Annotated in this window: 24 protein-coding genes and 5 tRNA genes; 1 reads left to right on the forward strand and 28 read right to left on the reverse strand. The window is 67.8% G+C overall.

The genetic code is table 11. The annotated features are described in order from the left end of the window. The 28 genes from rpoB to PLE19_17425 all read right to left on the reverse strand — a co-directional run. Nucleotides 1-734: DNA-directed RNA polymerase subunit beta (gene rpoB, locus PLE19_17290; protein ID HPD16711.1), on the reverse strand; the 734-nt coding region annotated here is incomplete at its 3' end. 174 nt (nt 735-908) lie between these two features. After that, nucleotides 909-1322, reverse strand: coding sequence for a 50S ribosomal protein L7/L12 (gene rplL / locus PLE19_17295; GenBank protein HPD16712.1), 414 nt, complete (start codon nt 1320-1322; stop codon nt 909-911). Between the two features lie 82 nt (nt 1323-1404). Continuing rightward, nucleotides 1405-1926, reverse strand: coding sequence for a 50S ribosomal protein L10 (gene rplJ / locus PLE19_17300; GenBank protein HPD16713.1), 522 nt, complete (start codon nt 1924-1926; stop codon nt 1405-1407). Nucleotides 1927-1949: 23 nt separating this feature from the next. After that, complete coding sequence (gene rplA, locus PLE19_17305) at nt 1950-2630, reverse strand: 50S ribosomal protein L1 (GenBank protein ID HPD16714.1); 681 nt, start codon at nt 2628-2630, stop codon at nt 1950-1952. Between the two features lie 19 nt (nt 2631-2649). After that, entirely contained in the window at nt 2650-3078 is a 429-nt protein-coding gene (rplK, locus tag PLE19_17310; GenBank protein ID HPD16715.1) for a 50S ribosomal protein L11, read from the reverse strand. A gap of 1 nt (nt 3079) precedes the next feature. Beyond that, the gene (gene nusG / locus PLE19_17315) at nt 3080-3610 is read right to left on the reverse strand and encodes a transcription termination/antitermination protein NusG (GenBank protein HPD16716.1); all 531 of its coding nucleotides are present in this window, start codon (nt 3608-3610) and stop codon (nt 3080-3082) included. 27 nt (nt 3611-3637) lie between these two features. Next, the gene (gene secE, locus PLE19_17320) at nt 3638-3814 is read right to left on the reverse strand and encodes a preprotein translocase subunit SecE (protein HPD16717.1); all 177 of its coding nucleotides are present in this window, start codon (nt 3812-3814) and stop codon (nt 3638-3640) included. Between the two features lie 303 nt (nt 3815-4117). Beyond that, nucleotides 4118-4194, reverse strand: a tRNA-Trp gene (locus PLE19_17325). A gap of 11 nt (nt 4195-4205) precedes the next feature. Next, nucleotides 4206-4376 (reverse strand): 50S ribosomal protein L33, encoded by a 171-nt coding sequence (rpmG, locus tag PLE19_17330; GenBank protein HPD16718.1) that lies wholly within the window; start codon nt 4374-4376, stop codon nt 4206-4208. Between the two features lie 10 nt (nt 4377-4386). Beyond that, nucleotides 4387-5589, reverse strand: coding sequence for an elongation factor Tu (tuf, locus tag PLE19_17335; protein ID HPD16719.1), 1203 nt, complete (start codon nt 5587-5589; stop codon nt 4387-4389). 80 nt (nt 5590-5669) lie between these two features. After that, nucleotides 5670-5745 (reverse strand) — tRNA-Thr (locus PLE19_17340). A 29-nt stretch (nt 5746-5774) separates the two neighbouring features. Continuing rightward, nucleotides 5775-5848: transfer RNA gene (locus tag PLE19_17345), tRNA-Gly, on the reverse strand. A gap of 36 nt (nt 5849-5884) precedes the next feature. Next, nucleotides 5885-5966, reverse strand: a tRNA-Tyr gene (locus PLE19_17350). A 38-nt stretch (nt 5967-6004) separates the two neighbouring features. Further along, nucleotides 6005-6077, reverse strand: a tRNA-Thr gene (locus PLE19_17355). A 74-nt stretch (nt 6078-6151) separates the two neighbouring features. After that, nucleotides 6152-6874, reverse strand: a complete 723-nt coding sequence (locus tag PLE19_17360) for a hypothetical protein (GenBank protein HPD16720.1) — start codon at nt 6872-6874, stop codon at nt 6152-6154. 60 nt (nt 6875-6934) lie between these two features. Next, nucleotides 6935-7345, reverse strand: a complete 411-nt coding sequence (locus PLE19_17365) for a Dabb family protein (protein ID HPD16721.1) — start codon at nt 7343-7345, stop codon at nt 6935-6937. An 11-nt stretch (nt 7346-7356) separates the two neighbouring features. After that, nucleotides 7357-8091 carry an IMP cyclohydrolase gene (locus PLE19_17370; protein ID HPD16722.1) on the reverse strand — a complete coding sequence of 245 codons (735 nt, stop codon included), beginning with the start codon at nt 8089-8091 and terminating at the stop codon, nt 7357-7359. 11 nt (nt 8092-8102) lie between these two features. Continuing rightward, nucleotides 8103-8921, reverse strand: a complete 819-nt coding sequence (locus tag PLE19_17375) for a sulfite exporter TauE/SafE family protein (protein HPD16723.1) — start codon at nt 8919-8921, stop codon at nt 8103-8105. A gap of 11 nt (nt 8922-8932) precedes the next feature. After that, nucleotides 8933-10108: an aminotransferase class I/II-fold pyridoxal phosphate-dependent enzyme gene (locus PLE19_17380; protein HPD16724.1), complete on the reverse strand. Its 1176-nt coding sequence runs from the start codon at nt 10106-10108 to the stop codon at nt 8933-8935. A 114-nt stretch (nt 10109-10222) separates the two neighbouring features. Further along, complete coding sequence (coaD, locus tag PLE19_17385) at nt 10223-10714, reverse strand: pantetheine-phosphate adenylyltransferase (protein HPD16725.1); 492 nt, start codon at nt 10712-10714, stop codon at nt 10223-10225. Between the two features lie 157 nt (nt 10715-10871). Then, nucleotides 10872-11897, reverse strand: a complete 1026-nt coding sequence (locus tag PLE19_17390; protein HPD16726.1) for a serine hydrolase domain-containing protein — start codon at nt 11895-11897, stop codon at nt 10872-10874. Between the two features lie 22 nt (nt 11898-11919). Continuing rightward, the gene (locus PLE19_17395) at nt 11920-13248 is read right to left on the reverse strand and encodes a neutral/alkaline non-lysosomal ceramidase N-terminal domain-containing protein (GenBank protein HPD16727.1); all 1329 of its coding nucleotides are present in this window, start codon (nt 13246-13248) and stop codon (nt 11920-11922) included. Nucleotides 13249-13495: 247 nt separating this feature from the next. Further along, entirely contained in the window at nt 13496-14503 is a 1008-nt protein-coding gene (locus PLE19_17400) for a DUF1080 domain-containing protein (protein HPD16728.1), read from the reverse strand. 40 nt (nt 14504-14543) lie between these two features. Continuing rightward, nucleotides 14544-15707 carry a DUF1080 domain-containing protein gene (locus PLE19_17405; protein HPD16729.1) on the reverse strand — a complete coding sequence of 388 codons (1164 nt, stop codon included), beginning with the start codon at nt 15705-15707 and terminating at the stop codon, nt 14544-14546. Nucleotides 15708-15769: 62 nt separating this feature from the next. After that, on the reverse strand, nt 15770-16714 hold the full coding sequence (locus tag PLE19_17410; protein HPD16730.1) for a M28 family peptidase: 945 nt from the start codon (nt 16712-16714) through the stop codon (nt 15770-15772). 1 nt (nt 16715) lies between these two features. After that, entirely contained in the window at nt 16716-19808 is a 3093-nt protein-coding gene (locus PLE19_17415) for a glycosyl hydrolase (protein ID HPD16731.1), read from the reverse strand. 206 nt (nt 19809-20014) lie between these two features. After that, nucleotides 20015-22345: a glycoside hydrolase family 127 protein gene (locus tag PLE19_17420; protein HPD16732.1), complete on the reverse strand. Its 2331-nt coding sequence runs from the start codon at nt 22343-22345 to the stop codon at nt 20015-20017. A gap of 11 nt (nt 22346-22356) precedes the next feature. Continuing rightward, nucleotides 22357-24003 carry a sodium:solute symporter gene (locus tag PLE19_17425; GenBank protein ID HPD16733.1) on the reverse strand — a complete coding sequence of 549 codons (1647 nt, stop codon included), beginning with the start codon at nt 24001-24003 and terminating at the stop codon, nt 22357-22359. A gap of 182 nt (nt 24004-24185) precedes the next feature. On the opposite strand from PLE19_17425, the gene chrA reads away from it, so the two are divergent. Continuing rightward, the gene (gene chrA, locus PLE19_17430) at nt 24186-25367 is read left to right on the forward strand and encodes a chromate efflux transporter (protein HPD16734.1); all 1182 of its coding nucleotides are present in this window, start codon (nt 24186-24188) and stop codon (nt 25365-25367) included. Nucleotides 25368-25369: the final 2 nt, after the last annotated feature.

Raw genomic sequence — 25369 nt, forward strand, 5'->3', positions numbered from 1 at the left:
AGCATCACCTCGCCCGTCTCGGTGTTCAGCAGCGGGCCGACGACGACCCGGTTGGCCAGACGCGTCACCGCCGCGCGGGTGCCGAGCTTGATCACCTCGGTCTCGTGGAACAGCCGCAGAATCTCGGCGTTCGACGAGTACTTCTCATCCATCGCGCGCAGCAGCGTGGTGGCCGGGAAGCGGCCGCTCTGGTCAATGCGGACGTTCAGCACGTCCTTCTTCGATACCGAGACCTCGATCCAGCTCCCCCGCTCGGGAATGATGCGGCAGCCGTGCAGGTGCTTGCCGCTGGCGTGGACCTCCTCGCTGAAGTCCACGCCCGGCGACCGGTGCAACTGCGACACGATCACGCGCTCGGCGCCGTTGATGATGAACTCGCCGCCGCCGATCATCACCGGGATTTCGCCCAGGTAGACGTCTTCCTCCACCGGCTGCGGCTTGTCGAGCCGGCAGCGCAGCTTGAGCGGATAGCCGTAGGTCAACCGCAGCTTGCGGCACTCGTCGGCCGTGTAGCGGGGACGCCCCAGCTCGTAGTACAGGTACTGGAGCGACAGGCTTCCGTCGTAGCTCTCGATCGGAAACGTCTCGCGCAGGATCCCCTCGAGGCCATGCGGCTTCCGCTGCCGGGGCGGCGTGTCCTTCTGGAGGAACTCCCGGTACGACCGAGTCTGAATGTCCACCAGATTGGGCACAGGCAGCACGTCGCCTACCCGGCTGTAATCGCGGATCTCCATCGGTTTCCCTCGCAGGAAGGGGGACGCCTGGCCGGCCCGCCCGCGCCGCATCGGTGCGCGGCTCGGTCGGCCAGAACGCGTCGGGGCCGCACCCAGCCGCCCCCCGTCTGCGCCCGGGCCGCGAGGAGGCCATCCTCGCGCGGGGCCTGGGGGGCGGCGCTTTCGCTCGCCCGCCTACTTCACCTCGACCTTGGCTCCTGCCTTCTCCAAGGCGGCCTTGATCTTCTCGGCCTCTTCCTTTGTGACGCCCTCGCGGACCGGCTTCGGGGCCGAATCCACGAGCGCCTTGGCCTCCTTGAGGCCCAGGCCGCTCACGACCTCGCGCACGACCTTGATGACCTGGATCTTCTGCGCCCCGGCGTCCACCAGGTGCACGTCGAAGCTGGTCTTCTCCTCGGCCGGCTCGGCCGGGCCGGCCGCCGCGCCCGGCACGGCCATCATGGCCATCGGGGCCGCGGCGGTGACGCCGAACTCGGCCTCGAGCGCCTTCACCAGCCGCGCGAGCTGGAGGGCCGGCATCTGCTTGACGATCTCCACCACCTGCTGGGCCTCGGCCGACAGCTCGGCGGTTGCCACTGCGTCGCCCATCGGTTCGTCCTCCTTGCGGGTTGACTTTGCAGTCGGACTGCCTGCCTCCGCGTTCGGGGCTGGCGGGCCGGGCGGCCCGCGTTCAGCCCGTGGTTTCTTTCTTCTCGGCGATGGCCTTCACCACGCCGACGAAGTTGCGCAGAATCCCGTTCAGCGCGCCCAGGAACCCCGTCAGCGGGGCCGCCATGGCACCCACCACCTGGGCGCGGAGCATCTGCACCGGCGGCAGCGAGGCGATCGCCTCGACGCCGTCGGGGCCCACGGCCTCGCCGTCTACCACGGCGCCGCGCCACGAGAGCACCTTCTCCTTCTTGCTCCAGTCTCGCAGGGTCTTGGCCAGTTGCGCCGGGTCGTCGCCCAGCACGAAGGCCGTCGGCCCCACGAGCAGCTTGGAGACGGGCGCCAGGTTCAGCCCCTTGAGCGCCTGCGCCGCCAGGGAGTTCTTCACGACGAACATGTCGGCGCCCTGCTCGCGCAGCTTCGACCGCAGGGCGTCGGCGCGCACGGCGTCAAGGCCCGTGTAGTCCACGAGCACCGCGTTGCGCATCGTGCGGAACCGGTCCGTTAGTTCGCCGACCGTGAGCTTGTTGACGACACTGGGCATGCGGGGTCATCTCCTCGCGGCGATTACGACACGGCCAGGCGAATGCCGGGCCCCATCGTGGTCGTGACGGTCACGCCCAGGATGTAGCGCCCTTTCGCCGACGCCGGCTTGACTTGGCGGATGCGTTCGATGAACGCCTCGATATTGGCCTTGAGGTCCTCGGCCGAGAACGAGCGTTTGCCGACGGGCGCAGCCACGTTGCCGCCCGCGTCGGTGCGGTATTCCAGCTTGCCGGCCTTGAACTCGCGCACGGCCGCCTCGACGTTGTCGGTCACCGTGCCGCTCTTGGGCGAGGGCATGAGGCCCTTCGGGCCGAGCACGCGGCCCAGGCGGCCCACCGCCCGCATCATGCCCGGCGTCGCGATGGCCACGTCGAAGTCGGTCCACCCCTTCGCCACGCGGTCCACCAGCTCCTGGCCGCCGGCCTCCTCGGCGCCCGCGGCCTTGGCCAGCGCGGCCTGCTCGCCTTCGGCGAAGGCGATCACGCGCACCGAGCGCCCGATCCCCTTCGGCAGCGAAATGGTGCCGCGCACGGCCTGCTCGGGCTTCTTGGGGTCCACGCCCAGGTGGAACACGATCTCGACCGTTTCGTCGAACTTGGCGGCCGGGAGGGCCTTGATGGCCGCCACGGCCTCCTCGACCGTGTACGTCTTGGTGCGGTCCACGGTCTTGGCGGCGGCCTCGTATCGTTTGCTGCGCTTCATAGGGGCGGGTTCCTCGGGGCTAGCTCTCGACAATCTCGATGCCCATGCTCCGCGCCGTGCCAGCCACCTGGCGCGCGGCGGCCTCCAGGCTGCTGGCGTTCAGGTCGGCCATCTTCCGCTTGGCGATCTCCTCGACCTGCGCGCGAGTCACCTTGCCCACCTTGTCGCGGTTAGGCACGGCGGAGCCCTGGACGATGCCGGCGGCCTGCTTGAGCAGCACCGAGGCCGGCGGCGACTTGATGATGAACGAGAACGACTTGTCCTGGAAGATCGTGATCTCGACCGGGGTGATCATGCCCTGCGCGCTGCGGGTCTGGTCGTTGAACTTTCGGACGAATTCGCCGATGTTCACGCCGTGCTGGCCGAGCGCGGGCCCCACGGGCGGCGCCGGCGTGGCCTGGCCGCCCGGAACGTGCAGCTTGACTTTCGCGATGACCTGCTTGGCCATCCTAGATGCTCTCCAACTGCCAGTATTCCAGCTCGACCGGGGTCGGCCGGCCCAAAATGCTCACAATGACGCGCACCTGGCCCTTCTCGGGCCAGATCTCTTCGATCTCGCCATCGAAGTTCTGGAACAGCCCCTCCTTGATCCGCACGCGGTCGCCCGCGGCGAAGCTGATCTCGGTGGTCGGCTCCTCCTCGGTCCGCTCCGCCGCCATCAGCATCTTCTCGACATCCCGCTCCGACATGGGCACGGGCGTGTTCCCCGTCCCCAGCACCCCGCCCACCCCCGGCGTCTCGTTCAGGATGGCCAGCGTCTCGTCGTTGAAGTCCATCTCCACCATCACGTAGCCGGGGTAGATCTTGCGCTCGCGCACGGTGGCCGAGCCACGCTTGATCTCCTTGACCTTCTCGGTGGGCACCACCACCCGGGAGATCAGATGTTCGAGGCCGTTGGCGCTCACCCGGCGCTCCAGGCTCTCTCGCACCTGGTCCTCGCGGGCCGTCTGCACGCGGAGCACGTACCACCGTTTCGCCATGGGGCTTGCCTTCTCCGAGCCGGCGGGCTAATAGACGCCGAAGACCCCAGCCAGCGCAAGAAGAATCGAGTCCGTCACGAAGATGAACAGCGAGAGCAGCACGACCGTCACTAGCACCACGATCGTCGAGCCGATCACCTCGGCGCGGCTCGACCAGGCCACCTTGCGCATCTCCTGCTGCGTCTCGATCAGGAGGTCGGCAATCTGGTGGTGGAAGAGAACCAGGTAGATGGGCAGCGCGCCGAAGAGCGCGGCCACGAGGGCCGTGGCCGCCACCTGGTACGGCCTCGCCCAGTCGGCCGTGGTGTACCACATCTGCCGCGCGGCCCAGGCAGCCATCAGCCCAAGAGCGACGGCCGCCGCGCCGCGCGCGGCGGTGCCTTGGCCCTTCTTGTAGACGCCAATCGCCATGGTCACGGCTTCTCCACCCGCGCGACGCGGGACAGGGTGCGCCCCCCGCGAGCCTCAGGCCGGCGATGCCGCCTTGGCCTCAACCGACGAGCGCCATGGCAGGCCAGGAGGGACTCGAACCCCCAGCCGGCGGATTTGGAGTCCGCTGCTCTGCCAAATTGAGCTACTGGCCTCCAGCCCGCGCCTATTTCTTCCGCTCCTTGTGGAGCGTGTGGCGCAGCTCTCTGCGACAGTACTTTTTCAGTTCGAGGCGCGCCGCGCCGCCCTTGACGCGCTTGCTGGTGCGGTAGTTCTGCTCGCCGCACTCGGTGCACTCGAGGGTCACGTAGTCGCGCGCCAGCGCTTTCTTTGCCACGGGGCGGCCCCTATGCCAGGATCTTCGTCACCACGCCGGCGCCCACGGTGCGGCCGCCTTCGCGGATGGCGAAACGGAGCTGCTCTTCCATCGCGATCGGGGTGATCAGCTCGGCCTCGAGCCGGCAGCTGTCGCCCGGCATCACCATTTCGGCGCCGCCCAGCAGCTTCACCGAGCCGGTGACGTCGGTCGTGCGGAAGTAGAACTGCGGCCGGTAGCCCGCAAAGAACGGGGTGTGGCGGCCGCCTTCATCCTTCGACAGGATGTAGACTTCGCATTCGAACTTCGTGTGCGGCGTCACGCTGCCCGGCTTGGCCAGCACCTGGCCGCGCTCGAGCTCGTCCTTTTCCACGCCGCGGAGCAGCACGCCCACGTTGTCGCCGGCTTGCCCCTCGTCGAGGGTCTTGTTGAACATTTCGACGCCGGTGACCACGCTCTTGCGCGTCTCGCGGGCGAGGCCGATGATTTCGACCTCGTCGCCCACGCGCACGATGCCACGCTCCACGCGGCCCGTGCCCACCGTGCCGCGGCCCTTGATCGAGAAGACGTCCTCGATCGGCATCAGGAACGGCAGGTCGGTCATGCGCTTGGGGGTCGGAATGTAGCTGTCCACGGCCGCCATCAGGTCGAAGATGCACTTGCAGTCGGGGCTGTTCGCGTCGCTCGCCTGAAGGGCCTTCAGTGCGCTGCCGCGCACGATGGGAATCTCGTCGCCCGGGAACTCGTACTTGCTGAGCAGCTCGCGCAGCTCCAGCTCCACGAGGTCGAGCAGCTCGGGGTCGTCCACCAGGTCCACCTTGTTCAGGAACACCACGAGGGCCGGCAGGCCCACCTGGCGGGCCAGCAGCACGTGCTCGCGCGTCTGGGGCATCGGGCCGTCGTCGGCGCCCACGCACAGGATCGCGCCGTCCATCTGCGCTGCGCCGGTGATCATGTTCTTGATGTAGTCCTGGTGCCCGGGGCAGTCAATGTGGGCGTAGTGGCGGTTCTCGGTCTCGTACTCCACGTGCGCCACCGCGATGGTGACCGTTTTGGTGGCGTCGCGCACGGTGCCGCCCTTGGCGATGTCGGCGTACGACTTGGCCTTGGCCTTGCCCTGCATCGAGAGCACTTGGAGAATCGCCGCGGTCAGCGTGGTCTTGCCATGGTCAATGTGGCCGATGGTGCCGACGTTGACGTGCGGCTTCGTGCGCTGGAAGACCTCTTTTGCCATGAACCCGTCCTCCTTGGTTTCTGCCCGCTTCTACCACGGCTGCGGGGCACGCCGTTGTTCTGTCACTCAACCGCCCGTGATGGAGCTGGTGCTGGGACTTGAACCCAGGACCTCCTCCTTACCAAGGAGGTGCTCTACCAACTGAGCTACACCAGCCATTCTGCGGCCCGCGTGGCCACAGCACCTGGAGCGGGCGAAGGGGATCGAACCCTCATGGCTGGCTTGGAAGGCCAGGGCTCTACCATTGAGCTACGCCCGCCTTGGCCCCCCACATCACGCGGCACAGGCTCCAGAATGGGGGGAGCAGGATTCGAACCTGCGAAGGCAGCGCCAGCAGATTTACAGTCTGCCCCCTTTGGCCACTTGGGTATCCCCCCATCACGGGGCGTCATGCGCGACCCACCGCGCGCACCTAAGCTAGCGGTGGGAATCGAACCCACAACCTGTGGTTTACAAAACCACTGCTCTGCCGATTGAGCTACGCTAGCGCGTAAAACCTAAATTATACACAGATGGGCTTCTGTGTCAAGCCCATTTCAGCCCCGAAATTTCCCACTGCCCCTCACTCGCGCTTCCCCGGCTCTACCTTCACCCCGCGGAGGATCACGTCGTCGAAGTCCCCCGTGTCGTCGAACGAGCCGACGCCGACTCGCCCCCAGGCGAGCGTCTTGTCGCGGACCCGCATCACCGGAGCCGCCATGTCATCAAAGTACACCTCGATGAGGCCGTCGCCCACCTTGCGCACGATGCGAATGTGGTGCCAGGCCTCGCCCCACACCACGCCCTTCGTGCGGAAGGCCTCGCCCCCCACGTCCTTGCCCGGCTCGCCCAGCAGCGACACGCGCGGCGCCTCGTTCACGATCATCACCGAGTGCGCGTTCGGGTCCGCCGCCACCGCGAGGTGGGCGTAGTAGAAGTGCGTGGGGTCCTGGTAGCCGAAGAAGAAGCACAGGTCCTGATGGCCGTAGGGCTTCACCGTGGACTTCGCTTTGAGGTCGAGGACAAAGTCGCCCACGCACACGTCGCGCAGCAGCGCGAAGCTGAAAGGCGAGCGGAACTTGGTCTTATAGGCCGACTTCTTCTCGTGGAGCGAGAGCACCTTGTTGTCGCCGTCGGTGCCGATCTTCCATTGCGCGGCATCGGTCGGTTCCCACTTCGCCAGCGCGCCATCCTTCGAGAAGTCGTCCTGGTAGAGCACCGGTATCTCGGCCTCGCCGGCACCACTGACCGTTCTCAGCGCTGCCACGAGCAGCGCCACGGTGCCCAGCCATTTTGCGGTCGGCATCCCATTTCTCCTTTGCGCTCGACCTCCCGCGGGTCGGCCGCCCGCGGCAGCCTTGGGTCTTCACGGCCGCACGAAGTCGTAGACTACCACTCTCTGCCACAGCGGCTTGTGCTTCTCGATGAGCTTGAGGTGCTCGGGGTGTTCGAGGTACGTCTTGTAGGCGGCCAAGTCGGCGAACTCCATCACGCACCCGACGTGGTACGAGCTGTCCACGGGCGCGCCGCGCTCCTGGGCAAGCGGCGGCCCGATGTCGCACCGCTTCACGCACGGCAGCGGGGCGAGTGCTTCCCTCCCACCCCGGATCATCGCCTCGATGTCGCCCGGCGTCGCGGTGTCTTTGAACCAGAAGAAGGCGCAGTGGACGATGGCGCCGCGGCCCTCCTGGCGCTCAGCGGCCCCTCCCGCGCCCGACACGAACCAAGCGCCCGCGCCCAGAGCGCTCAGGCACATCAGCGCGCGAACGACTCTCATGGCTCCTCTCCTCACGCCTTCTTGTGGTTCTTGTTGATGACCACCACGTCGCTGGCAAGACTCTCTGGGTCAATGCCCTTGACGCAGAGCGCGACCTTGTTCTCGTCGTTCAAAGCGTCCCAGAAGCGGTGCGCGATGCAGCCCAGGTCGCCGGCCAGGGGCACCAGGTACGGCTCCCCCTCGAACGGGGGCAGCGGGTTGCCGTCGCCCACATAGGTTGTGATGCAATGGCCGAGCCCCGCCCCGAGCTGTCCGAGGCGCCAGAAGAAGCGGTCGGTGGCGTCGCCGAAAGGCGAGCGACGAAGGACGCTGAGGGTGGCCGCGGGCGGCTTTCGCCGCAGGTCGAAGAGGCCGGAGATGCGGGGCGTGAAGTTGGGCGGGTCGGGCTCATAGTCGCGCGTGGCCAGGGCCTCCTCGAAGGTGCCGCCGGCCGCCAGTCTGTCGCAGATCGTGTCGGTCTGGTCGCCGTTGGTGACCACGTAGACGCCGTCGCCCTCGCGCAGGGCATTGTAGATGATGAGGCTGGGGTCCTTGCACTGCGCGGGGTCGGCCGCCTCGGTCCACACGCGCCGGCCGTCGGTCTCGAACACGCGGTTTCGGCTGTTGGCGCTGCGGCCCATGATCCAGTAGACCTGGATGAGTTGCCTTGCCGCCTCATCCATGCCGAGCACGAGGCCGCGGCCGGGGTAGGGGTTGGCAGCGAGGCGTTCGCGGAGGTTCCGTGCCGCGATCTGGCGGGGGTCCATGTGACCGGTCCTCAAAAAGCCAGGAGCAAGATGCGGATGCCCATCGAGCCGAGGGCGAGGGCGAGGCCGCGCACGATCCAGGAGCTGTGCACGCGCCCGGAGATCCAGGCGCCCAGTTGGGCGCCCACCAGGGCGCCCATCGCGAGGCACAACGTGGCGAGCGCCCCCTGCGAGAAGACGCCCGCGGCAATGTGCACCACGGTGGCGCCCATCGCCGTGAAGGTCAGGATGAAGTGCGAGGTGGCCGCCGCGATGTGCGCGGGAAAGTGCAGCAGGCGAATCAGCGCGGGCACGTGAATCACCCCGCCCCCCACGCCCAAGGCCGACGACATGTAGCCGACGACCAGGCTCAGCACGATGCCCGTGATCGGGTTGAACGAGAAGGTGTAGCGGCCCCCCTCGGCGTCCACCAGGGTGCGCACAGTGTGGCCGTTGGGCCGCGGGGCGTCGCCCTCGCCTGTCGGGCGTCGCCGTCGCACGAGCAGGAACACCGCGAGCGCGAGCAGCAGCCCCCCGAAGATGCCGTCGAAGAGCCGCCGGGGCAGCAGCCCGGTGGTGAGTGCGCCCAGAATGGCCCCCGGAACCGTCGCCACGGCGAACAGCACGCCCGAACGGTAGTCAATCTTCTTCATCCGAGCATACGCGCAGGTGCCCGAGAAGGCGTTGAAGAACACGACGGCCAGCGACATGCTCGTGATGAGCTCGGGGGAGCGCTCGGGGTAGAGCATGATGAGGATGGGCACGAGCACGAAGCCGCCGCCGGCGCCCACGAGGGTGCCCACCGCCCCCACGGCGAATCCCATCGGGATGAGCCAGATTTCCCAGGCCATCGGCCCTCTCGTCAGCGTTGCTCGGCCAGGCGCTCCATGGCGCGCGTGAGCACCTCGTCGGGGTAAGTGAGCGAGATGCGGAAGAAGCCCTCGCCGTGCTCCCCGTAGACGGCGCCCGGCGTCACCACCACGCCGGTCTTGTCGAAGAGGTCGGCGGCGAACCCCGCGCTATCGCCCCCGAAGCGCTCGGGCACGGCGGCCCAGATGTAGATGGTGCCCTTGGGCTTCTCAAGCTGCCAGCCGAGCGCGTTGAGGGTGTTGACCACCAGGTCGCGCCGGCGGCGGTAGACGGCGTTGATCTCGGGGATCAGCGTCTCGGCCAGGTGGAGGGCTCTGGCGCCCGCGAACTGGATGGCACGCAGGGTGCCGTTATCGCTGTTGTCCTTCACCAGCCCCAGGGCCTTCAGCGCGCCGGCGTGGCCGACGGCCATGCCGATTCGCCAGCCGGTCATGCAGAAGGCCTTCGAGAGCGAGAAGAACTCGACCGCCACGTCGGCGGCGCCCTCAACCTGGAGGATGCTGGGCGCCACGTAGCCGTCGTAGGTGTTCTCGCTGTACGACAGGTCGCTCGCGAGGAGGATGTCGTGCTTCCGCGCGAACTCGACGGCGCGGCGGTAGAAGCCCAGGGCGCACACCGCCGTGGTCGGGTTGTTGGGGTAGTTGAGCCACATCACCCTGGCCAGGCGGCGGACCTCGGCGGGAATGGCGTCGAGGTCGGGCAGGAAGCCGTTCTCGCGCCGCAGCGGCGCGTAGTGGGTCACGGCGCTGGCGAAGGTGTGGCCGATGTTGTAGGTCGGATAGCCCGGCTCGGGCGCGATGGCCAGGTCGCCGGGGTTCAGGATGCCCAGGGCGAACTGCACGATGGCGTCCTTGCTGCCGCTGGTCTGCACGATCTGGTCGCCGGCGAGGGCGACGCCGAAGCGGCGGCGATAGAAGTCCTTCACGGCCTGGGGGAACTCCGTGGTCGGCACGTCGCAGCCGTAGCGGTGGCGATTGAGGTCGGCCTCGTCGCGCACGGCGCGGCACAACTCGGCCACCACGGGGTCGGGCGTTGGCCGGTCGGGGTCGCCGATGCCCAGGTTGAGCACCTCTTTGCCCGCCTGGCGGGCCTCGGCGATCTTCCGGCGGAGCGCGGCGAAGGGATAAGGGCGGAGTTTCTGGAGCCGATTGGCGAGGATCACTTCCACCTGGTCAACTTCCTTTCAAATGAAGTGAGGATGAATGGATGGCTGGGTGAGTGGATGAATGTCAGGCACCCATCCACCCATCCATTCCTCCATCGCTTCTCACCCATGCATGGGTCACTTCACGTGACTTTCCAGAAAGAACTCGTATACGGGCTCCGGCACGAACCGCTTGACGACGTCCTGCCAGCCGACCGGGCCGATGAGGCCGCGGACGAAGCTCGAACTCACGTCGGCCACTTCGCGCGGGGGCATGAGGAACACGGTGATGATCTCGGGGGCCAGGTCGGTATTGATATAGCGCATCTCGCGCTCGAACGAGTAGTCGCGCTCGTTGCGGATGCCGCGTAGGATGTAGCGCGCGCCTACCGAGCGCGCGTAGTGCACGAGAAACTGATTCTCGAACGAGGTGACGATGACGTTCTTGAGGCCGTCCGTGCAGGCGCGCAGGAGCGCGAGGCGATCGGCGAGGCGGTAGGCATAGTGCTTGTCGGGGTTCACACCGATGGCCACCTCGACCTCGCGGAACAGCTCGGAGGCCGTGCGGATCATCCACAGATGCCCGTTGGTCGGAGGGTCGAAGCTGCCCGCATAGATCGCCTTCGGCATCGCCGCTGCCATCCTCGATGTTCCCTCCCGCAGGTTCCAATCCCTGCGGGAGGGTAAGCTGAGCCAGGCGCGACCACTGATCTCCCTACCCTCCCGCGGGCATTGGAACCCGCGGGAGGGCGAGTTTCTGCAAAAATACCGGCTGCGGCTGACTTTGTCAAACCGCGTGGGCGACGGCCTCGGCCATCTGGGCGAGCAGCGGCAGACGCGAGGGGGCGGCGTCGCGTGTCGGGTGCACGCGGTTGCTGAGCAGCACAAAGACGCTCTGGCTCTGCGGAAACACGAAGGCCGACGTGCCCGTGAAGCCGAGGTGCCCCACCGCCCCGAAGCGCGCGAGGCAGGGGAAAAAACTGGCATCGCAGAGCCGCCAGCCCAGCCCGAAGTGGTCGGAGTGAGGCTCGAAGGCCGGCCCCCGCCACTCGGGGTTCAGCCACGCCTCGCAGAATCGCCCCAGGTCGGCGGCCGTGGCGAAAAGTCCCGCGTGGCCGCCCACGCCGCCGAGGGTGGCGGCCATCTCGTCGTGGACCTCGCCCACGACCAGACGGCGGCGCCAGCGCTCGTCCACCTCGGTGGGCACGCAGCGCGTGATGCTGGGAAGGGGACGACACGGGCTGAAGCCCGCACCACGAACGGGAAAGCCCGTGTCGTGCAGGCCGAGCGGCTCGAGCACCTCGGCCGCCATCAGGGCGGCGAGGCCCCGCCCTGTCGCGCGCTCGGAGACGGCCTGGGCGAGGAGGAAGTCCACGTCGCTGTAATGGCTCTGCCCGGGGGCCAGCGGCACGACGCGCCCACAGCCGAAGATGACGCGCCAGAGGGCCTCGGCCTGTCCCGGCTCGCACGGCCGAATGCCCTGCCGAACGGCCCCGGCCAACAGATCGGCCGTGGCGCCCGTGCGATGGGCGAGCAGGTCCTCGATGGTCCAGTCTGCCGAAACCTCAGGCAGGTACAACCTGACGCGTTCGTCGAGCCGCAGCGCACCGTGCTCGGCCAGCCGCAGCACGAGGGCCGTGGTGTAGAGCTTGGTCAACGAGGCGAGGTCGAAGAGGGCATCAAGGCGAACCAGGCGCGCTCCTGGCTCATAGGTCGTCGCGCCAAGTGCCTCGTGCAGGAGCACTCGGCCCCGCTGCGAGACGTAGGCTACGCACCCGGGGAAAAGGCGCCGTGCGATCCCCTCGCGGAGCAAGGGGGCCAGTGTGGCGGAGAGGCTATCCGACAGAGGCCAGCTCCTTGGCGAGGCCGATGGCGGCCTCGGTGACCAACCGCTCGACGTCGGGCTTGAACCGGTAGACGCCGTAGTAGAACTTGTGGGCGGATTCGACCTCGTAACCGCCCTCCTCGAAGGCCCTGGCCGTGGGAATGTAGCCCGCGTTGCCGTTGGCGTAGGCGGCGACAAAGGTCTTGGGCAGCGGCGAGGCGGCCTTAACGGCGAGGCCGATCTCCACGAATGTTTCGCCCGGCGTGCCGATGAGCAGCGCATCGCCGAGGCGAAGGCCGTGGATCTCCAGGCGGCGGGTCCGCTCGCGGTCGGTCTTGCTGTACTCGGCCATCACGTCGCGAGCCCAGCCGCGCTGCCAGTCGGCATCGTAGAGGGCGCGCGAGATTTCGCCCCTGGCCAACTGCTCTTCGAGCACGCGGGTGCGCTGCTCGACGGTGTTTCGGGCCTCCTCGGCCGAAGGCAGAGGCGCCAGGGGCGCCTCGACGATCGCTGTCGCGGAGGCGAGGGCCGCCTCGGGCGCTGTTCGCAGGGTCTCGGCGACCTGAACCGTCTCCGCGCCCAGGAACATCCCCGCGCGCCGCGCCTCCTCGAACGTGCCGCCGACCACGGTGGGGTTGACATTGCCGCAGCAGCCGTTGAGGTAGAGGCACACGGCGCCGGGGTAGACGCCCTCGACGAAGGCGGCCACCTGGCCAGGGTAGTCGGCCGAGACCAGGTAGTTCCTGCCCCCCAGCACTACGGGATGGCAGGCGTGGTTGACGACGAGTGCGAGAGGGTTGCCCTGGGCGGCGTCCACGCGCAGCACCCCGACGTCGGCGTCGGTCGGGCCCTCGGGGTTCTTGCCGAGCGAGGTCGAGCCGTCGGGCTTGCGCTCGCGGCGATTGATGCCAATGCGTGCCCTGCCTTTGCCCGAGCCGAGCGCCGCCTCGGCCAGCGAGCGGTGCGCGAGAATCGCGGCGCCCGCGATCTTCTTCTCGATCACGTGCACGAGCTCGAGGTCGAGGCCCGGGTGGCGCAGCAGGCCCATCGTGGGGCCCGAATGGGTGTGGGTGCAGGCCAGCATCACGTGGGTGGCGGCGATGCCGGTCGCCGCCTCGACCTGGCCGCGGATCGTCGCAATCGACTCGCGCGTCAGGCCGATCAGGTCGCACGATACGAGGGCGACGGCCGTGTCGCCGCTCTGGAGCACGAGGGCGCGGGCAAATAGCTCGTCGAGCACGCCCTCGCAGCCGTGGTCGCGGCTGCCGAACCCGGCCAGAAATGCACCCACGTAGGGCGTGATGTTCACCCTCGCCGCACCGGCCTTGAGTCTGCTCATGCTCGCGAGTCCCGCGTCCAGAGGAACTCACCTGCCACGGGGGATAGCATAGCCGGTCCGGGCCGGCAATGCAATTGCCAGGTAGCGACCACAGGACTCGATGCGGCCATGGAGATGGAGGCGCCGGGGCGTTGACAACCCAGCCGCCAGAGCAACGCCCGACCTCCCGCGGGTTGCCAACCCGCGGGAGGTTGAGGGACGGGATGTTGGGGGCCGGAGGGCGTGCCGCAGGCGGTAGGCCGGCCGGCTATTTCCCCGCGGCTTCGTCGGGCAGCGGCAGAACCCAGATGTTGCGGTACTGGACGGCGCAGCCGTGGTCCTGGAAGCTGAGGCCGCCCTTCGGGCGCGCACCCTTCAGCTCGAAGTTGTCGTGAATCCTGATGCCGTTGTGGAGCACGGTCACGCGCGGCTTGGCGCCCTGCTTGCCAGCGCGGTACTCGATGTCATAGGTCTGCCACTGGCCCGGCGGCAGCGAGGCGAGGGTGAACCTGAACGGCGGTTTGCCCGGCTCGAGCTGGAGTTCCTCCATCGTGTCGGGGTCCTTATACTTGTAGATGCCGCCGCAGCCGCCGCCGAGATAAGTCTCCATGCCGAAGCTGTCGAGCACCTGGATTTCGTCGCCGTTGGGCAGGAAGACGCCGCTGTTGCCGCGGCCCTGGCTGCGGGCGGCGGGCATGAAGGGGTTCATGAATTCGACGTGGATCTTGAGGCTGCCCTCGAAGGTGCGCTTCGTGCTCATGCCCCCTTTGGGAATCAGGGCGCTGCCGTCGGCGAAGAGCTTCCATTCGGGTTCCTTGCCATCCTTGCTCTTTCGACGGGTCATCTCGTCGGACTGGTTGGGGTCGGGCGGAAGGAGCAGGATGGCGCCCTCGGGCGGCTTGGCGCCGAGGGTGGGCGACTTGCGTTCGACACGCTTGAGTTCCAGGGTGCAGCCCTCGCCGCAGGTGCCCTTGAGCGCGCCGTCGGCCCAGGACGCCTTCCACTCGGTGTCGCCGGCCTTGCCGGCGAAGGTGACGGCCTCGCCCTCGGTGGTGCCGTCGAGCACGGGCTTGGCCAGCTTGCCCTCGCCGAGGTCCTGGCGGATGTAGAGCTTATAGAGCTGTTTGCCCTGGGCGACGAGGCGCGCCTCGATCTTGTGCTCGCCCTGGGCGTCCTTGCACGAACCCTCGTAGAGGCCCTGCACCTTGATCTCCTCGGGCGCGCCGGCGAGGGCCATCCCCGTGCACACAATCATGCCCAATACGACACGATGCATCAACGTTCTCCTCAGAATCCCGCGTGCAGGGATGCACGCCCTACAGTTCGCCGGCCTTGTCGGCGAGGGGCAGGACCCAGATGTTGCGGTAGCGGACGGGGTTGCCGTGGTCCTGCCAGTGGAAGCCGCCCCTCTTGGCGTCGGCCCGCGGCTCGAAGTTGTCGTGGATCTTGATGCCGTTGTGGAGGACGGTCACCCGCGGCTTGCCCACGAGCTTGCCGTCCTTCTTCGTCACGCGGTACTCGATGTCATAGGTTTGCCACTCGCCGGGCGGCAGCGAGGCGAGGGTGAACTTGTTCTCCTTCTGGCCCTTGAGGTATTCGAGCTCGGCCATGCAGTCGGGGTCCTTGTAGTTGTAGAAGCCCCCGCAGCCGCCCCCGGTGTAGGTGGGCATGCCGAAGCTGTCGAGCACCTGAATCTCCTCGCCGTTGGGCAGGTAGCAGCCGCTGTTGCCGCGGCCCTGGCCGCGCGCCTCGGGCTGGAGGGGGTTGCAGAACTCCACGTGGTACTTGAAGCTGCCGTCCATCTGCGGCTTGGAGTTGAACCCGCCCCGCGGCACCTGGATGGAGCCGTCTTCGCCGATGATGAGCACTTCGTCCACTCTCCGCCGCTCGGGGAGCAGTTCCCAGCCTTCGGGGAGCGGGTTCTCCTTGGTGGGCCAGACCTTGGGCTCCTTGGCCACGGCGCGGACGGCCATCTCCCACACCACTTGGCCCTCTTTGGTCTTGTCGCCGACGTACCAGGGCGAGCCATTGGCCCGCACGATCTGGTCGAAGCTCTTGCCGTCGAGCAGCACGATGGCGCCCTCGGGCGGCTTGGCGCCCAGGGTGGGCGACACGCGTTGGACCCGCTTGAGCTCGAGGGTGCCGCCGTTGCCGAACTGGCCGCGGATGGCGCCGGCCGCGTACTTGGCTTCCCAGATCGCGTCGCCGACCTTGGCGGCGAAGCCCACGGCGTCGCCCGCGAGCGAACCATCCATCTCGAGCCTGGCCGTGCTCGTCACGCCGATGCCGTTGCGGATGAGCAGCTTGTAGGTGTTCTTCCCCATCGCCACGCAGCGGGCCTCGACCTTGGCCTCGCCCTGGGCGTCCTTGCAGGTGCCCTCATAGAGGCCCTGCACTTCGGCCTCGCTCGGCGCGCCGGCCAACGCCCACGCGCCCGCCACGCCCAGCACCACGACCCAGAACAAGCAGCACCTGGTCATCGCACGCTCTCCTTTGGTGCCCTCAGGGACCAACCGGTTGCACGGGTGAAGATCATACTCGCTCAGGGCGAGATTTTCCAGCCGAGGTCGAGCCGCACAACCGCGGCGAGGGTGGCGCGGGCCGTGGCGGCGGCGCTGGGGTAGTCGCAGCACTCGGGCACGTCGCCCTCCAGGTGGTAATTCGGGTCGGCATAGGGCATCGAGCCGATGTTGTGTACAGCGATGCGATAGCCCTCCTTGATGAACGAGCCGTCGTCGTTGCCGGGGCGGTCCACCTTGTGCCGCCTGGCGATGAGGCCGAGGGCGTAGTCGCGGTTCACCTCAACCATCAGGTCGGCGAGGCGCTCGGCCTCGGGGGCGTAGAAGACCGAGTAGCAGGTCATGCGGCCCGCCGCGCGGTCCTCGGGCTTCCGCACGCCGGGGCCGTCTATGTTGAACACCGCGACGATCTTCTCGCCGCGCAGCCGCGCGCCTCGGGCCGCGGCCACGCTCGTCCACGGCCAGTGTTCTTCGTTGCAGAAGAGGAACCAGAACGAGCGCCGCGAGCGGTAACGGGCGAGGACGCGGGCCAGCTCCAGGTTGGCCGCGGTGCCCAGAGCATTGTCGTTGGCGCCGGGCGAGGCGATCCAGCTCTGCGAGTCCTTGTGCGACACGAGCACGATCGCCTCGTCGGGCGTCGAGGAGCCGGTCTTTCGCACTGAGAGGTTCCAGGCCACGCGCCACGGGTCGTGCGCGTGCGGCGGCGAGTACTGGTGGTGGATGTTCTTCGTGCGGTCACGGCGAAATGCCTGGACGAGGCAGCCTTGGCGTTCGACGGCATAGCCGCACGACTCCAGCCGCGCCTGGAGGAAGTCGTCGGCCTCGTCGAGGGTGGTCTTCGCCTGCCCAGGCCGCGTGTGGCTGAGGGTGCGGAACGGCAGCGGGTCCTTCGACAGGGCGAAGGTGTCGCGCCGGATCCGCCGCTCAGACACCCGCCTGAGAAGCGCGGGAATGGGGTCGCTAGGCATCTCAGCCCTTCACCATCACCAGTTCGGCCCCGCCCAGCAGGCCGTAGTCGAACAGGCTGAACTCCTTCTTCAGCACGTTCTCGTCCTCGAAGGAGTTGGGGCCGAACCACAGATACGAGTCGCCTTGCCGCACGTGGAGCGGCCCGTGGGCGTTCTGGCCGCTGGAGACGACCTCGATCTCGAGGGTGTTCTTGCCGCGCTTGAGGAACGGCGTGAGGTCCACGTTGTAGGGCCGCCAAAGGATCTTGCCCGCCTCCTGGCCGTTCACGCGCACAAGGAAGAGGGTGCCCGAGGGGTTCTGGAGGCGGAGGATCGTGCGCGCGCCCTTCTTCGCCCCATGAACGATCTCGGTCGAGTAGACCATGCTGCCCGGGTAGAAGCAATAGCCCTGGTCCACCCAGGAGCCGTTCCCGAGAGCCTTCGGCTCGTCGCAGAGCTCGCCCTCGCAGGGGGTGCGGAGGCGGGTGCCGAAGTCACCGACGATGTACGCCTGCTCCACCTCGCTCTGGAAGGTGTAGTCGAAGGCGAAGTCCACCACGTTCTCGCCGGGCCTCACGAGGTTCGTGATGTCCATCTTCCCGAAGCCGCGGTCCCAGTGCCAGCCGCAGCAGGCGGTCTCCACGGGCGTGCCGTTGACGGTGAGGCGGCCGGCGTGGAGGTCTTCGATCACGACGGCGGCCCGCTTGACCCTCTTCGCTGCGTTGTGGAAGCGGTAGCGGAGGACCACGGGCCCGCCCTTGCCGTCGAAGAGCTTCTTGCGGATGGCCACCCAGGGCTGCCAGGCGAGCGATTCGCGGGTGCCGAAATGCTCGGCGATCTTGCGGCGAATCCGGTACTCCGCGTCCTCCTCGGAGAAGGTCTTGCCGCCGTCGAGCGAGAAGGCCAGGCGGTCCATGACCAGCACGTTGTCCTGCGTGCGGCGATGGGTCCAGCGGGTGATGAGCGGCTGCACGTCGCCGCCGCAGGCGCACGGCAGCGGGGTCGGCTTCGCGCCGTCGGCGACGCCCTTGCCCACGGCCACGATGGCCGACCCGGCGGGCTGAAGCGTGAGCTCGACCACGAGGTTCTTGCCCACGGCCTGGCCTTCGAGCTTCTCGCACGTGCCCCTCAGCGGGTTCCAGAGGGCGATGGGCCTCCTCGCCGCGCCGAAGAGAGTGAGACGGTAGGTCCGCCGTGCCTCCCGGCTGGAGTTAACAATGAAGTAGAAGTCCTGGGCACGGTCCCTGCGGTGCTGGACGTAGGTGTGCGGCACGGGGCAGTCCATGTTGGAGCGGAGGCGGAAGCTCTGGCGGACGGACTTGTCCAGGGCGTCCTGAAGCTCGCGGGTGCCTGCCGCGATGGTCATCACGCCCTTCGCGGCGGCGAGTTCCTGCCAGGCCTCGGCGGCGGGCTGGCAGTCGAGTTCGGTCGGCAGCTTGCCCGTGAGGATGAGCTTGCCGCCTGCCTTGACGAATTGCTTGAGGAGCCTGTGGGTGCTCGGCCGCCAGCTCTGGGCCTCGGGCGCGACGACCACCGAGTAGCTCATCTTGCCGACGACGAGGCGCTTGCCCTTCACCGAGCCGAAGTCTTCGAGGTAGCCCTCGTCGCCGAGGTCGGCATCATAGCCCGCATTGAGCGCCGCCTCGAGCTGGCTGCGAAGGATGCGGTCGAGCTCGTTCACGCGGCCGAGGTCGGCCTGGGGCACGCCCTTGGGCACGGCGCGTTTGCCGGTGATCACGGTGCGGCGGAGGCTGGCCGAGGCATCGTCAATCGAGTGGAGGAAGAGCACTTCCACCTCGGGCTTGCCCGTCGTGAGCACGGCAGCCACGCGCGTGAAGTAGTCGTTGAGGGGGCGGAGCTGTTCCCAGTAGGTCTGCTGGTAGTTCCAGTTGGGCGGATAGTCGCGCTTGCGCTTGCCGCGCATCGAGTACCACGTCAGGTGCGGCACGAAGAAGGTCGCGCCGAGCACCAGATCGTAGTCGCCCAGCCACTTGAAGTCCTCAAAGGTGTTGGTGTGGTGGGAGACGCCGAAGATTTCGGTGAGGACGCCGCGGCGGCCTAGCTGTCGGGCGGCGGAGCTCGTCTGCTTGACGGTGAACAGGAGCGGGTCGGTCTGGCGGCACAGGTGGTCAATGCCGGGCAGTTGCTGATAGCGGTAGTGGGCGGCGATGCCGCCGCAGTGGTTGGTGAGCTGGCCGGCGAAGCTGTCCTCGGCGTTGTAGTGGCCGGTGTGCTCGATACCGTGCTTCTCGCACCACTCGTAGATCGGCTTGGAGAAGTGAGCGCAGAAGAGGCCGAGGATCGTGCGGTAGACGAGCAGGCGGATGCGGCGGGCCTCGGCGCCGTCGAAGAAGAGATAAGGCAGGTCGGCCCAGAAGTCGCGCCCGCAGAGCCGCTGGTAGGCGGCGGGGATGCCGTCGTACCAGGGCAGGCCGCTGAGGCGGCTGAAGAGCTGCGGCTCGTCGGTGAAGATGCCGGGCACGCGCTTGCCGAACTGCTCGCCGAGGTGGCGATAGTAGACGTCGTGCGTCAGTTCGATGAAGCGCTTCGTCACCTCGGGGTGGAGGAGATTGCAGTAGGATTCGCCCGACCACCAGCCGGTCTTGCCCGCGTAGAAGCGGCGGAAGAGGAGGCGTTCTTTGCCGAGTTCGACGGCAGCAGACCCGAACGGGATGCGCTCGAGGCTGCGGATGACGGCCCCGTCGCGGTCGTGGATGACGTAGGCTGCCTGGGGCTCGCCGTTGGGCTCCTCGAGCGGGGCCTCGCCGGTGGGGACGTATTCGGGTTCGAGATAGGCTTCGCGGTACTCTTCCTTGGTGGCCGCCACCTGGCCGCCGGCGTTGCCCGAGGGCCAGAGATCCTCGTCGTAGAGCCACAGGTAGCCGTTCTTGCGGCTCGCCACCTCGAGGGCGGCGCGCATCGAGGCGAACCACTCTTCGCCCAGGTAGTCGGTGGTGAGGCCGGCTCGCGAGTGGAAGAAGCCGCCCGAGAGGCCCTTGTCAATCATGTCGGCCATCTGCCGCGCCGTTTCCTCTGGCGAAATGCGGTCGTTGATCGCCCAGAAAGGCGCGGGGCGAAGAATCGCGGGCGGGTTGGCGAACTTGTCGAACTTCATGGTTGGCTCCTGTGTCGCAGGGGAGAATGGCACGGATAGGGCTAACCTCGGATCCCGGCCCTAGCGGTCCGATGCACTCCGAACGCCGCCATTATGCGTCTCCGCCCGCCGGCGTCAAGCTCGGCGGGTTGGCTCACGCGCCATCCCAGATGGTAGGGCGTGCATACTTGCACGCGGAACGAGGATGGTGTGCAGGTATGCACACCCTACCTCGACACCCTCCATTCCAGGATGCCGGCGGAGAAGCCGGGCTGAAGCTCGACCTCCAGGCGAATGGCCTTGGTGGTAACAGCCTTGAAGGTGACGGCGTTGAACTTGTCCTTCTCGACGCCATAGGCCCCTGCCGCCTCGACCGGCTTCCAGTCGTTGCCCTCGCGGAAGAGCAGCCGCCAAGCCTTGGGCACGCGGCAGCCGCCCTTGGGCGCGTCGTCGAACCAGTAGACCTCGGCCTTGCTCAGCGGCACGGGCCGGTCGAAGTCGTAGGCGACCCACTCGGTGCTGCCCTTGTGGTCCCACCAGGTGAAGCGCGGCACGTCGTGGTCAATCGAGTTCTTCGGGAGCACGGCGTCGTTGAGGGCGCGGATGTGGTCGGCCCGCCACGTGTGCGAGGAGGACGCCTTGGCGAAGACGGCGAGAGTCACATTCTCGGGCTTCGCGGACGCGGGCAGTTCGGTGGGCACCCACACGACCATCTCGCCCGGCTCGCGGTTGTCCCAGGCGAAGTAGGGAATAGCCGTGATGTCTACAGGACCGGAGGATTGGGCGACGGAGCCGTCGTCCTTCAGCTCGAAGCCACTGCGCTGGCCCTGCCCCTTGATGGCCACGACGCCACCGAGGAGGTCGGGCTCGAACTTCGCCTCCAGGTTCGCTCCCTTCGGGATGGCGATCTGGCTCACAGAGGCCGCGTGGTCGCAGCCTTCGAGGCAGTAGACGACCGGCCCCCGCACGATAGCCAGGCGCCCGCGGTTCTCCTCGACGTTGGGGTCGGCTGCGAACTGGCGGATGGGCATGGGCATATCCAGTTCCACCACGTCGCCCGCCTTCCAGGTGCGGCGGAGGGCGACAAAGCCCTTGTCTGGCTTTGCCTCAACCGCCTGGCCATTCAGCCTCACGGTCGCGCCCTCGCACCAGCCGGGGATGCGGAGGCAGAGGGCGAAGTCAGCGGCGCCCTGCGGCTCGACGCCGATCTGCACCCCGCCGTCCCAGGGATACCGCGTCTTCTGCGTGAGCTTCACCTTGCCGTCCTTGAGCGCGACGGTGCCGGAGCCGGCGACATACTGGGCGACGTAGACCGCATCGCCCGCGGCGGAGGCAGCATAGACATATTGGCCGAGGGCCGGCAGGAAGCGGACCATGTTCGTCGGGCAGCACGAGCAGCCGTGCCAGGGCGAGCGATGCTGGTTGCCGCGGCTGGCGAGCGGGTTCACGTAGAAGCACTTCATGCCGTCGAGCGAGACGGCGGACATCAGGCCGTTGTAGAGGTTCGCCTCGACGATGTCGGCGAAGCGCCCCTCGCCCTTGAGCAGCATCATGCGGTGGTTCCAGAAGACCATGCCGATGGCCGCGCAGGTCTCGCAGTAGGCGTCGTAGTTCGGCAGGAAGTAGGGCTTGGCAAAGCCCTCGCCGTGGTGCTGCACGCCAATGCTGCCCGTCACATACATCTTCTTCATCACGATGTCCTGCCACAGCTTCTCCAGGGCGTCAATGTAGCCCTGGTCGCCCGTGATCATCGCGAGGTCGGTGACGCCGCTGTAGAAGTACATCGCGCGGACGCAGTGGCCGACCGCCTCGTCCTGCTCGCGGATGGGCTTGTGGTCCTGGCAGTAGGTGCCGTAGAGCTTGTGGGTCTTCTCCTGACCGTGCTCCTCGACGATGAACTGTGCGAGCTTGAGGTAGCGTTCCTCGCCCGTGGCGCGCCAGAGCTTGATGAGGGCGAGTTCACTCTCGGGATGGCCGTCAATCTCGTGGCGTTTGCCGGGGCCAAAGACACTGTCAATGTGGTCGGCATACTTGCGGGCAACGTCGAGGAAGGTCTTCTTCCCCGTGGCTTCGTAGTGGGCGACGGCGGCCTCGATCAGGTGGCCCGCGCAGTACAGCTCGTGGGCGCCGTGCATGTCGGTCCACCGCTTGTCGAGTCCCTTCGTGATGAACCAAGTGTTGAGATAGCCGTCGGGCTGCTGGCCTTTGGCCATCCAGGCGATGATCTGGTCGAGGCGTGCCTCCAGCTCCTTGTCGGGATGCGTCGCCAGCGAGTGGGCCATGCCCTCCATCACCTTCACCACATCGGAGTCGTGGAAGATGTGGCCGCGGAACGGTTCCTTCGCCTCGCCGGCGATGTGAGCGAAGTTGTTGATTCGCCCCGTTTTCTCGCATTGCTCAATGTTATGCGGGATGGACTTCGTGCGGTTGACCTCGAGCTTCGGCGCCCAGAAGGCGTCGGCGATTCGCACGTCGGTGAACCTGACCGGCGCGAGCTTCGCGTGGGTGCCGGCCCCGGCCGCCGATGCCAGGAACAGGATGGCGAGCGAGAGACGCACTTGGGGACTCCTTAGCCCGTGAAGTAGAGGTAGACCGCCGCGATGATGGACAGGATAATGGCCGTGTGCACCACGTCCCAGGCGGTCCACGAGCGGCGATTGTCTTCTCGGCTCGCGGCCGACACGGTCGCGTAGGTGAGGCCGTCAAGCTTCGCCACGTCGGGCCGCCGGGTGAGCAGGCTCACGATCACCACGGTCGCCACGCTCACGGCGAACAGCACGAGGCAGAAGTAGAGGAAGTTGAACTTGCCGAAGGCCACCAGCCAGGCGGGGAGTTGCCCGCTGAGCGATCCCACGCCGGCCAGGATCTGGGCGCCCATCTTGGCCATGCCGAGCACGAAGCCCGCCACCAGCCCCGCAATGGCGCCGGCCGCGTTCACGCGCTTGGCGAAGATGCCCAGGAAGAATACTGCCGTGATCGGCGGGCCGAGATACGCCTGCACGCTCTGGAGGTACTCATAGAGCGCCCCCGCCACGTAGCGCATCACGGGGATCCACGCGATGCCCAGCAGCACCACCACCGTGGTGGCGATGCGGCCCACGCGCACCAGGTGCTTCTCGGACCGGCCCGGCCGGATCTTCTCGTAGATATCCACGGTGAAGAGCGTCGCGGCGGAGTTGAAGAGCGACGAGAGCGAGCTCATCAGCGCGGCCAGCAGCCCGGCCACCACGAGCCCCTTCAGCCCGGTCGGCAGCAGGTAGCCCACGAGCACGGGGAACGCCAGGTCGGGCGAGGCCAGCTCGATTCTGCCCAACTTCGCCAGCGCATAGGCGATCATCCCCGGTACAATGAACAGGAACACGGGCGTGAGCTTGAGATAGGCCCCCCAGATCGTGCCGCGGCGGGCCTGCTGCATGTTCCGAGCGGCCAGGGTGCGCTGGACGATGTACTGGTCGGTGCACCAGTACCACAGCCCCACGATGGGTGCGCCGAAGAGCATGCCTGCCCAGGGGAAGTTGGGGTCGCTGGCGGGCCGCCACATGTTGAAGTGCTCGCTGCCGCACAGCCGCCGCAACTCGCCCCACCCGCCGACGGAGGACAAACCGATCGCGGTGATGCACAGCGACCCGGCGATGAGCACGAACGCCATGGCCGTGTCGGTGAACACCACGGCCCGCAGGCCGCCCGAGACGGTGAAGATGCCGGTGGCGACCACCGTGGTGACGGCGCCGACCCAGAAATTGTCGAGGCCGCCGAACGTGCCCTCGGGCAGCAGCGTCTTGAACACCACGCCCCCCGCGTACACGGTCACGCTCACCTTCGTGAACACATAGGCCACCAGGCTCACCACCGAGAGAATCCAGCGCACGGTCGCGTTGTAGCGCTTCTCGAGGAACTCGGGCGTGGTGAAGATGCCGGACCGCCAGTAGAACGGCACGAACACCCAGCCCAGCACCAGGATGCACCAGGCATGCAGTTCGTAGTGGGCCATCGCCATGCCGCTCTTCGCGCCGGAACCCGCCAGGCCCACGATGTGCTCGGAGCCGATGTTCGTGGCGAAGAGCGAGCCGCCGATGATGAACCACCCGATGTTCCGGCTCGCCAGGAAGTAGTCCTTCGCCGTCTCCTGGTGCCGCGACGACCACCAGGCCACGGCCGCGATGCCCGCGAAGTACAGCCCGATCACCAGCCAGTCCCAGCCGACCAGTCCAGTCATCCCGCATCTCCCGGAATCGGTGCCGTGTGTGAGACGAGGCCGCCGGGCGTGATTATACAGGATGCGGCGGAGCGGGCAAGTGGCGTCGCGAGCGCCGCCCGCGCTTCGGGCGTGCGTTTGACACGCGGCCGCCGTTGCTGGTAGAAGAGGCCGTGGCCGAGGAACCGGTGAGGCGTTGCGTCATGCCAGACGACCCGAGGGCCCGCTCGTCGCTGTGGGAAGTGACCCGGTTGTTCCTGAAGCTGAGCGTGCTCAGCTTCGGCGGCCCGGCAGGGCACATCGCGCTGATGGAGGACGAGGTGGTGGCGCGCCGCGGCTGGCTGTCGCGCGAGCGCTTCCTCGACCTCGTGGGCGCGACGAATCTCATCCCCGGGCCCAACGCGGTCGAGATGGCGATCCACATCGGCTATCTTCGGCGCGGATGGCTCGGGCTGCTCGCCGCCGGGGCCAGCTTCATCGTGCCGGCGGTCCTCATCACCACGGCCATGGCGTGGGCCTACGTGCGCTACGGGACGCTGCCCCAGGTCGGGCCGTTCCTGGCCGGCGCCAAGCCGGCGGTGCTGGCGGTGATCCTGGTGGCGGTGTGGCGGCTCGGGCGCGCGACGCTCAAGCAGTGGCGTCTGGCCGCCGTGGGCGCTGCCGTGCTCGCGGGCGCCATGGCCGGGCTGAACGAGGTGCTGCTCATCTTTGCCGGCGGCCTGGCGGGAATGCTGTGGCTCGCGCACCGGGGCTCGGCCGCATCCCCTCCCCCGCCCTCTGCGGCTCTGGCCATTCTGCCCTGGGGCTTCTCCTCGCGCGTTCTCGCCACGGGCGCCGCAGCGGGCGCCGCGGCGGGCGTGTCGCTGTGGGCGTTGGGGCTGTTCTTCCTCAAGGTGGGCGCGGTGCTCTACGGCAGCGGCTACGTGCTCGTGGCGTTCCTCGAGGGCGGCCTGGTCCGCGAATATGGTTGGCTCACGCAACAGCAACTGCTCGACGCCGTCGCCGCCGGACAGGTGACGCCCGGTCCCCTGCTCTCCTCCGTCGCCTTCGTGGGCTACCTGTTGCGTGGCGGGGCGGGGGCGGCCGTGGCCACGGTTGCCGTCTTCCTGCCATCGTTCGTCTTCGTCGTGCTGCTCAGCCCGGTGGTGCCGCGGCTGCGCGAGTCGCGCTGGAGCTCCTCGTTCCTGGATTCGGTGAACGTGGCTTCGGTGGCCCTGATGCTGGCCGTGGGCGCCAAGTTAGGCGGGGAGACCCTCATCGGGTGGCCCTCGTGGGCCATTGCGGCCGCGGCCCTAGTGGCCGGCGCGCGGTGGCAGGCAAACAGCGCGTGGCTCATCCTCGGCGGCGCCGCCCTGGGGTGGTTGCTGGGGCTGCGGGCGACCTGATA

The organism is Planctomycetota bacterium (genome assembly GCA_035384565.1).
Taxonomy (GTDB): domain Bacteria; phylum Planctomycetota; class PUPC01; order DSUN01; family DSUN01; genus DAOOIT01.

Coding starts and splice junctions, on each gene's coding strand:
- PLE19_17395 (HPD16727.1), bottom strand. CDS start 13,248: ATGAGCAGACTCAAGGCCGGTGCGGCGAGGGTGAACATCACGCCCTAC.
- chrA (HPD16734.1), top strand. CDS start 24,186: ATGCCAGACGACCCGAGGGCCCGCTCGTCGCTGTGGGAAGTGACCCGG.
- PLE19_17360 (HPD16720.1), bottom strand. CDS start 6,874: ATGCCGACCGCAAAATGGCTGGGCACCGTGGCGCTGCTCGTGGCAGCG.
- PLE19_17410 (HPD16730.1), bottom strand. CDS start 16,714: ATGCCTAGCGACCCCATTCCCGCGCTTCTCAGGCGGGTGTCTGAGCGG.
- rplA (HPD16714.1), bottom strand. CDS start 2,630: ATGAAGCGCAGCAAACGATACGAGGCCGCCGCCAAGACCGTGGACCGC.
- rplL (HPD16712.1), bottom strand. CDS start 1,322: ATGGGCGACGCAGTGGCAACCGCCGAGCTGTCGGCCGAGGCCCAGCAG.
- rplK (HPD16715.1), bottom strand. CDS start 3,078: ATGGCCAAGCAGGTCATCGCGAAAGTCAAGCTGCACGTTCCGGGCGGC.
- PLE19_17405 (HPD16729.1), bottom strand. CDS start 15,707: ATGACCAGGTGCTGCTTGTTCTGGGTCGTGGTGCTGGGCGTGGCGGGC.
- PLE19_17375 (HPD16723.1), bottom strand. CDS start 8,921: ATGGCCTGGGAAATCTGGCTCATCCCGATGGGATTCGCCGTGGGGGCG.
- PLE19_17370 (HPD16722.1), bottom strand. CDS start 8,091: ATGGACCCCCGCCAGATCGCGGCACGGAACCTCCGCGAACGCCTCGCT.
- PLE19_17425 (HPD16733.1), bottom strand. CDS start 24,003: ATGACTGGACTGGTCGGCTGGGACTGGCTGGTGATCGGGCTGTACTTC.
- coaD (HPD16725.1), bottom strand. CDS start 10,714: ATGCCGAAGGCGATCTATGCGGGCAGCTTCGACCCTCCGACCAACGGG.
- PLE19_17400 (HPD16728.1), bottom strand. CDS start 14,503: ATGCATCGTGTCGTATTGGGCATGATTGTGTGCACGGGGATGGCCCTC.
- rplJ (HPD16713.1), bottom strand. CDS start 1,926: ATGCCCAGTGTCGTCAACAAGCTCACGGTCGGCGAACTAACGGACCGG.
- PLE19_17365 (HPD16721.1), bottom strand. CDS start 7,345: ATGAGAGTCGTTCGCGCGCTGATGTGCCTGAGCGCTCTGGGCGCGGGC.
- tuf (HPD16719.1), bottom strand. CDS start 5,589: ATGGCAAAAGAGGTCTTCCAGCGCACGAAGCCGCACGTCAACGTCGGC.
- nusG (HPD16716.1), bottom strand. CDS start 3,610: ATGGCGAAACGGTGGTACGTGCTCCGCGTGCAGACGGCCCGCGAGGAC.
- PLE19_17415 (HPD16731.1), bottom strand. CDS start 19,808: ATGAAGTTCGACAAGTTCGCCAACCCGCCCGCGATTCTTCGCCCCGCG.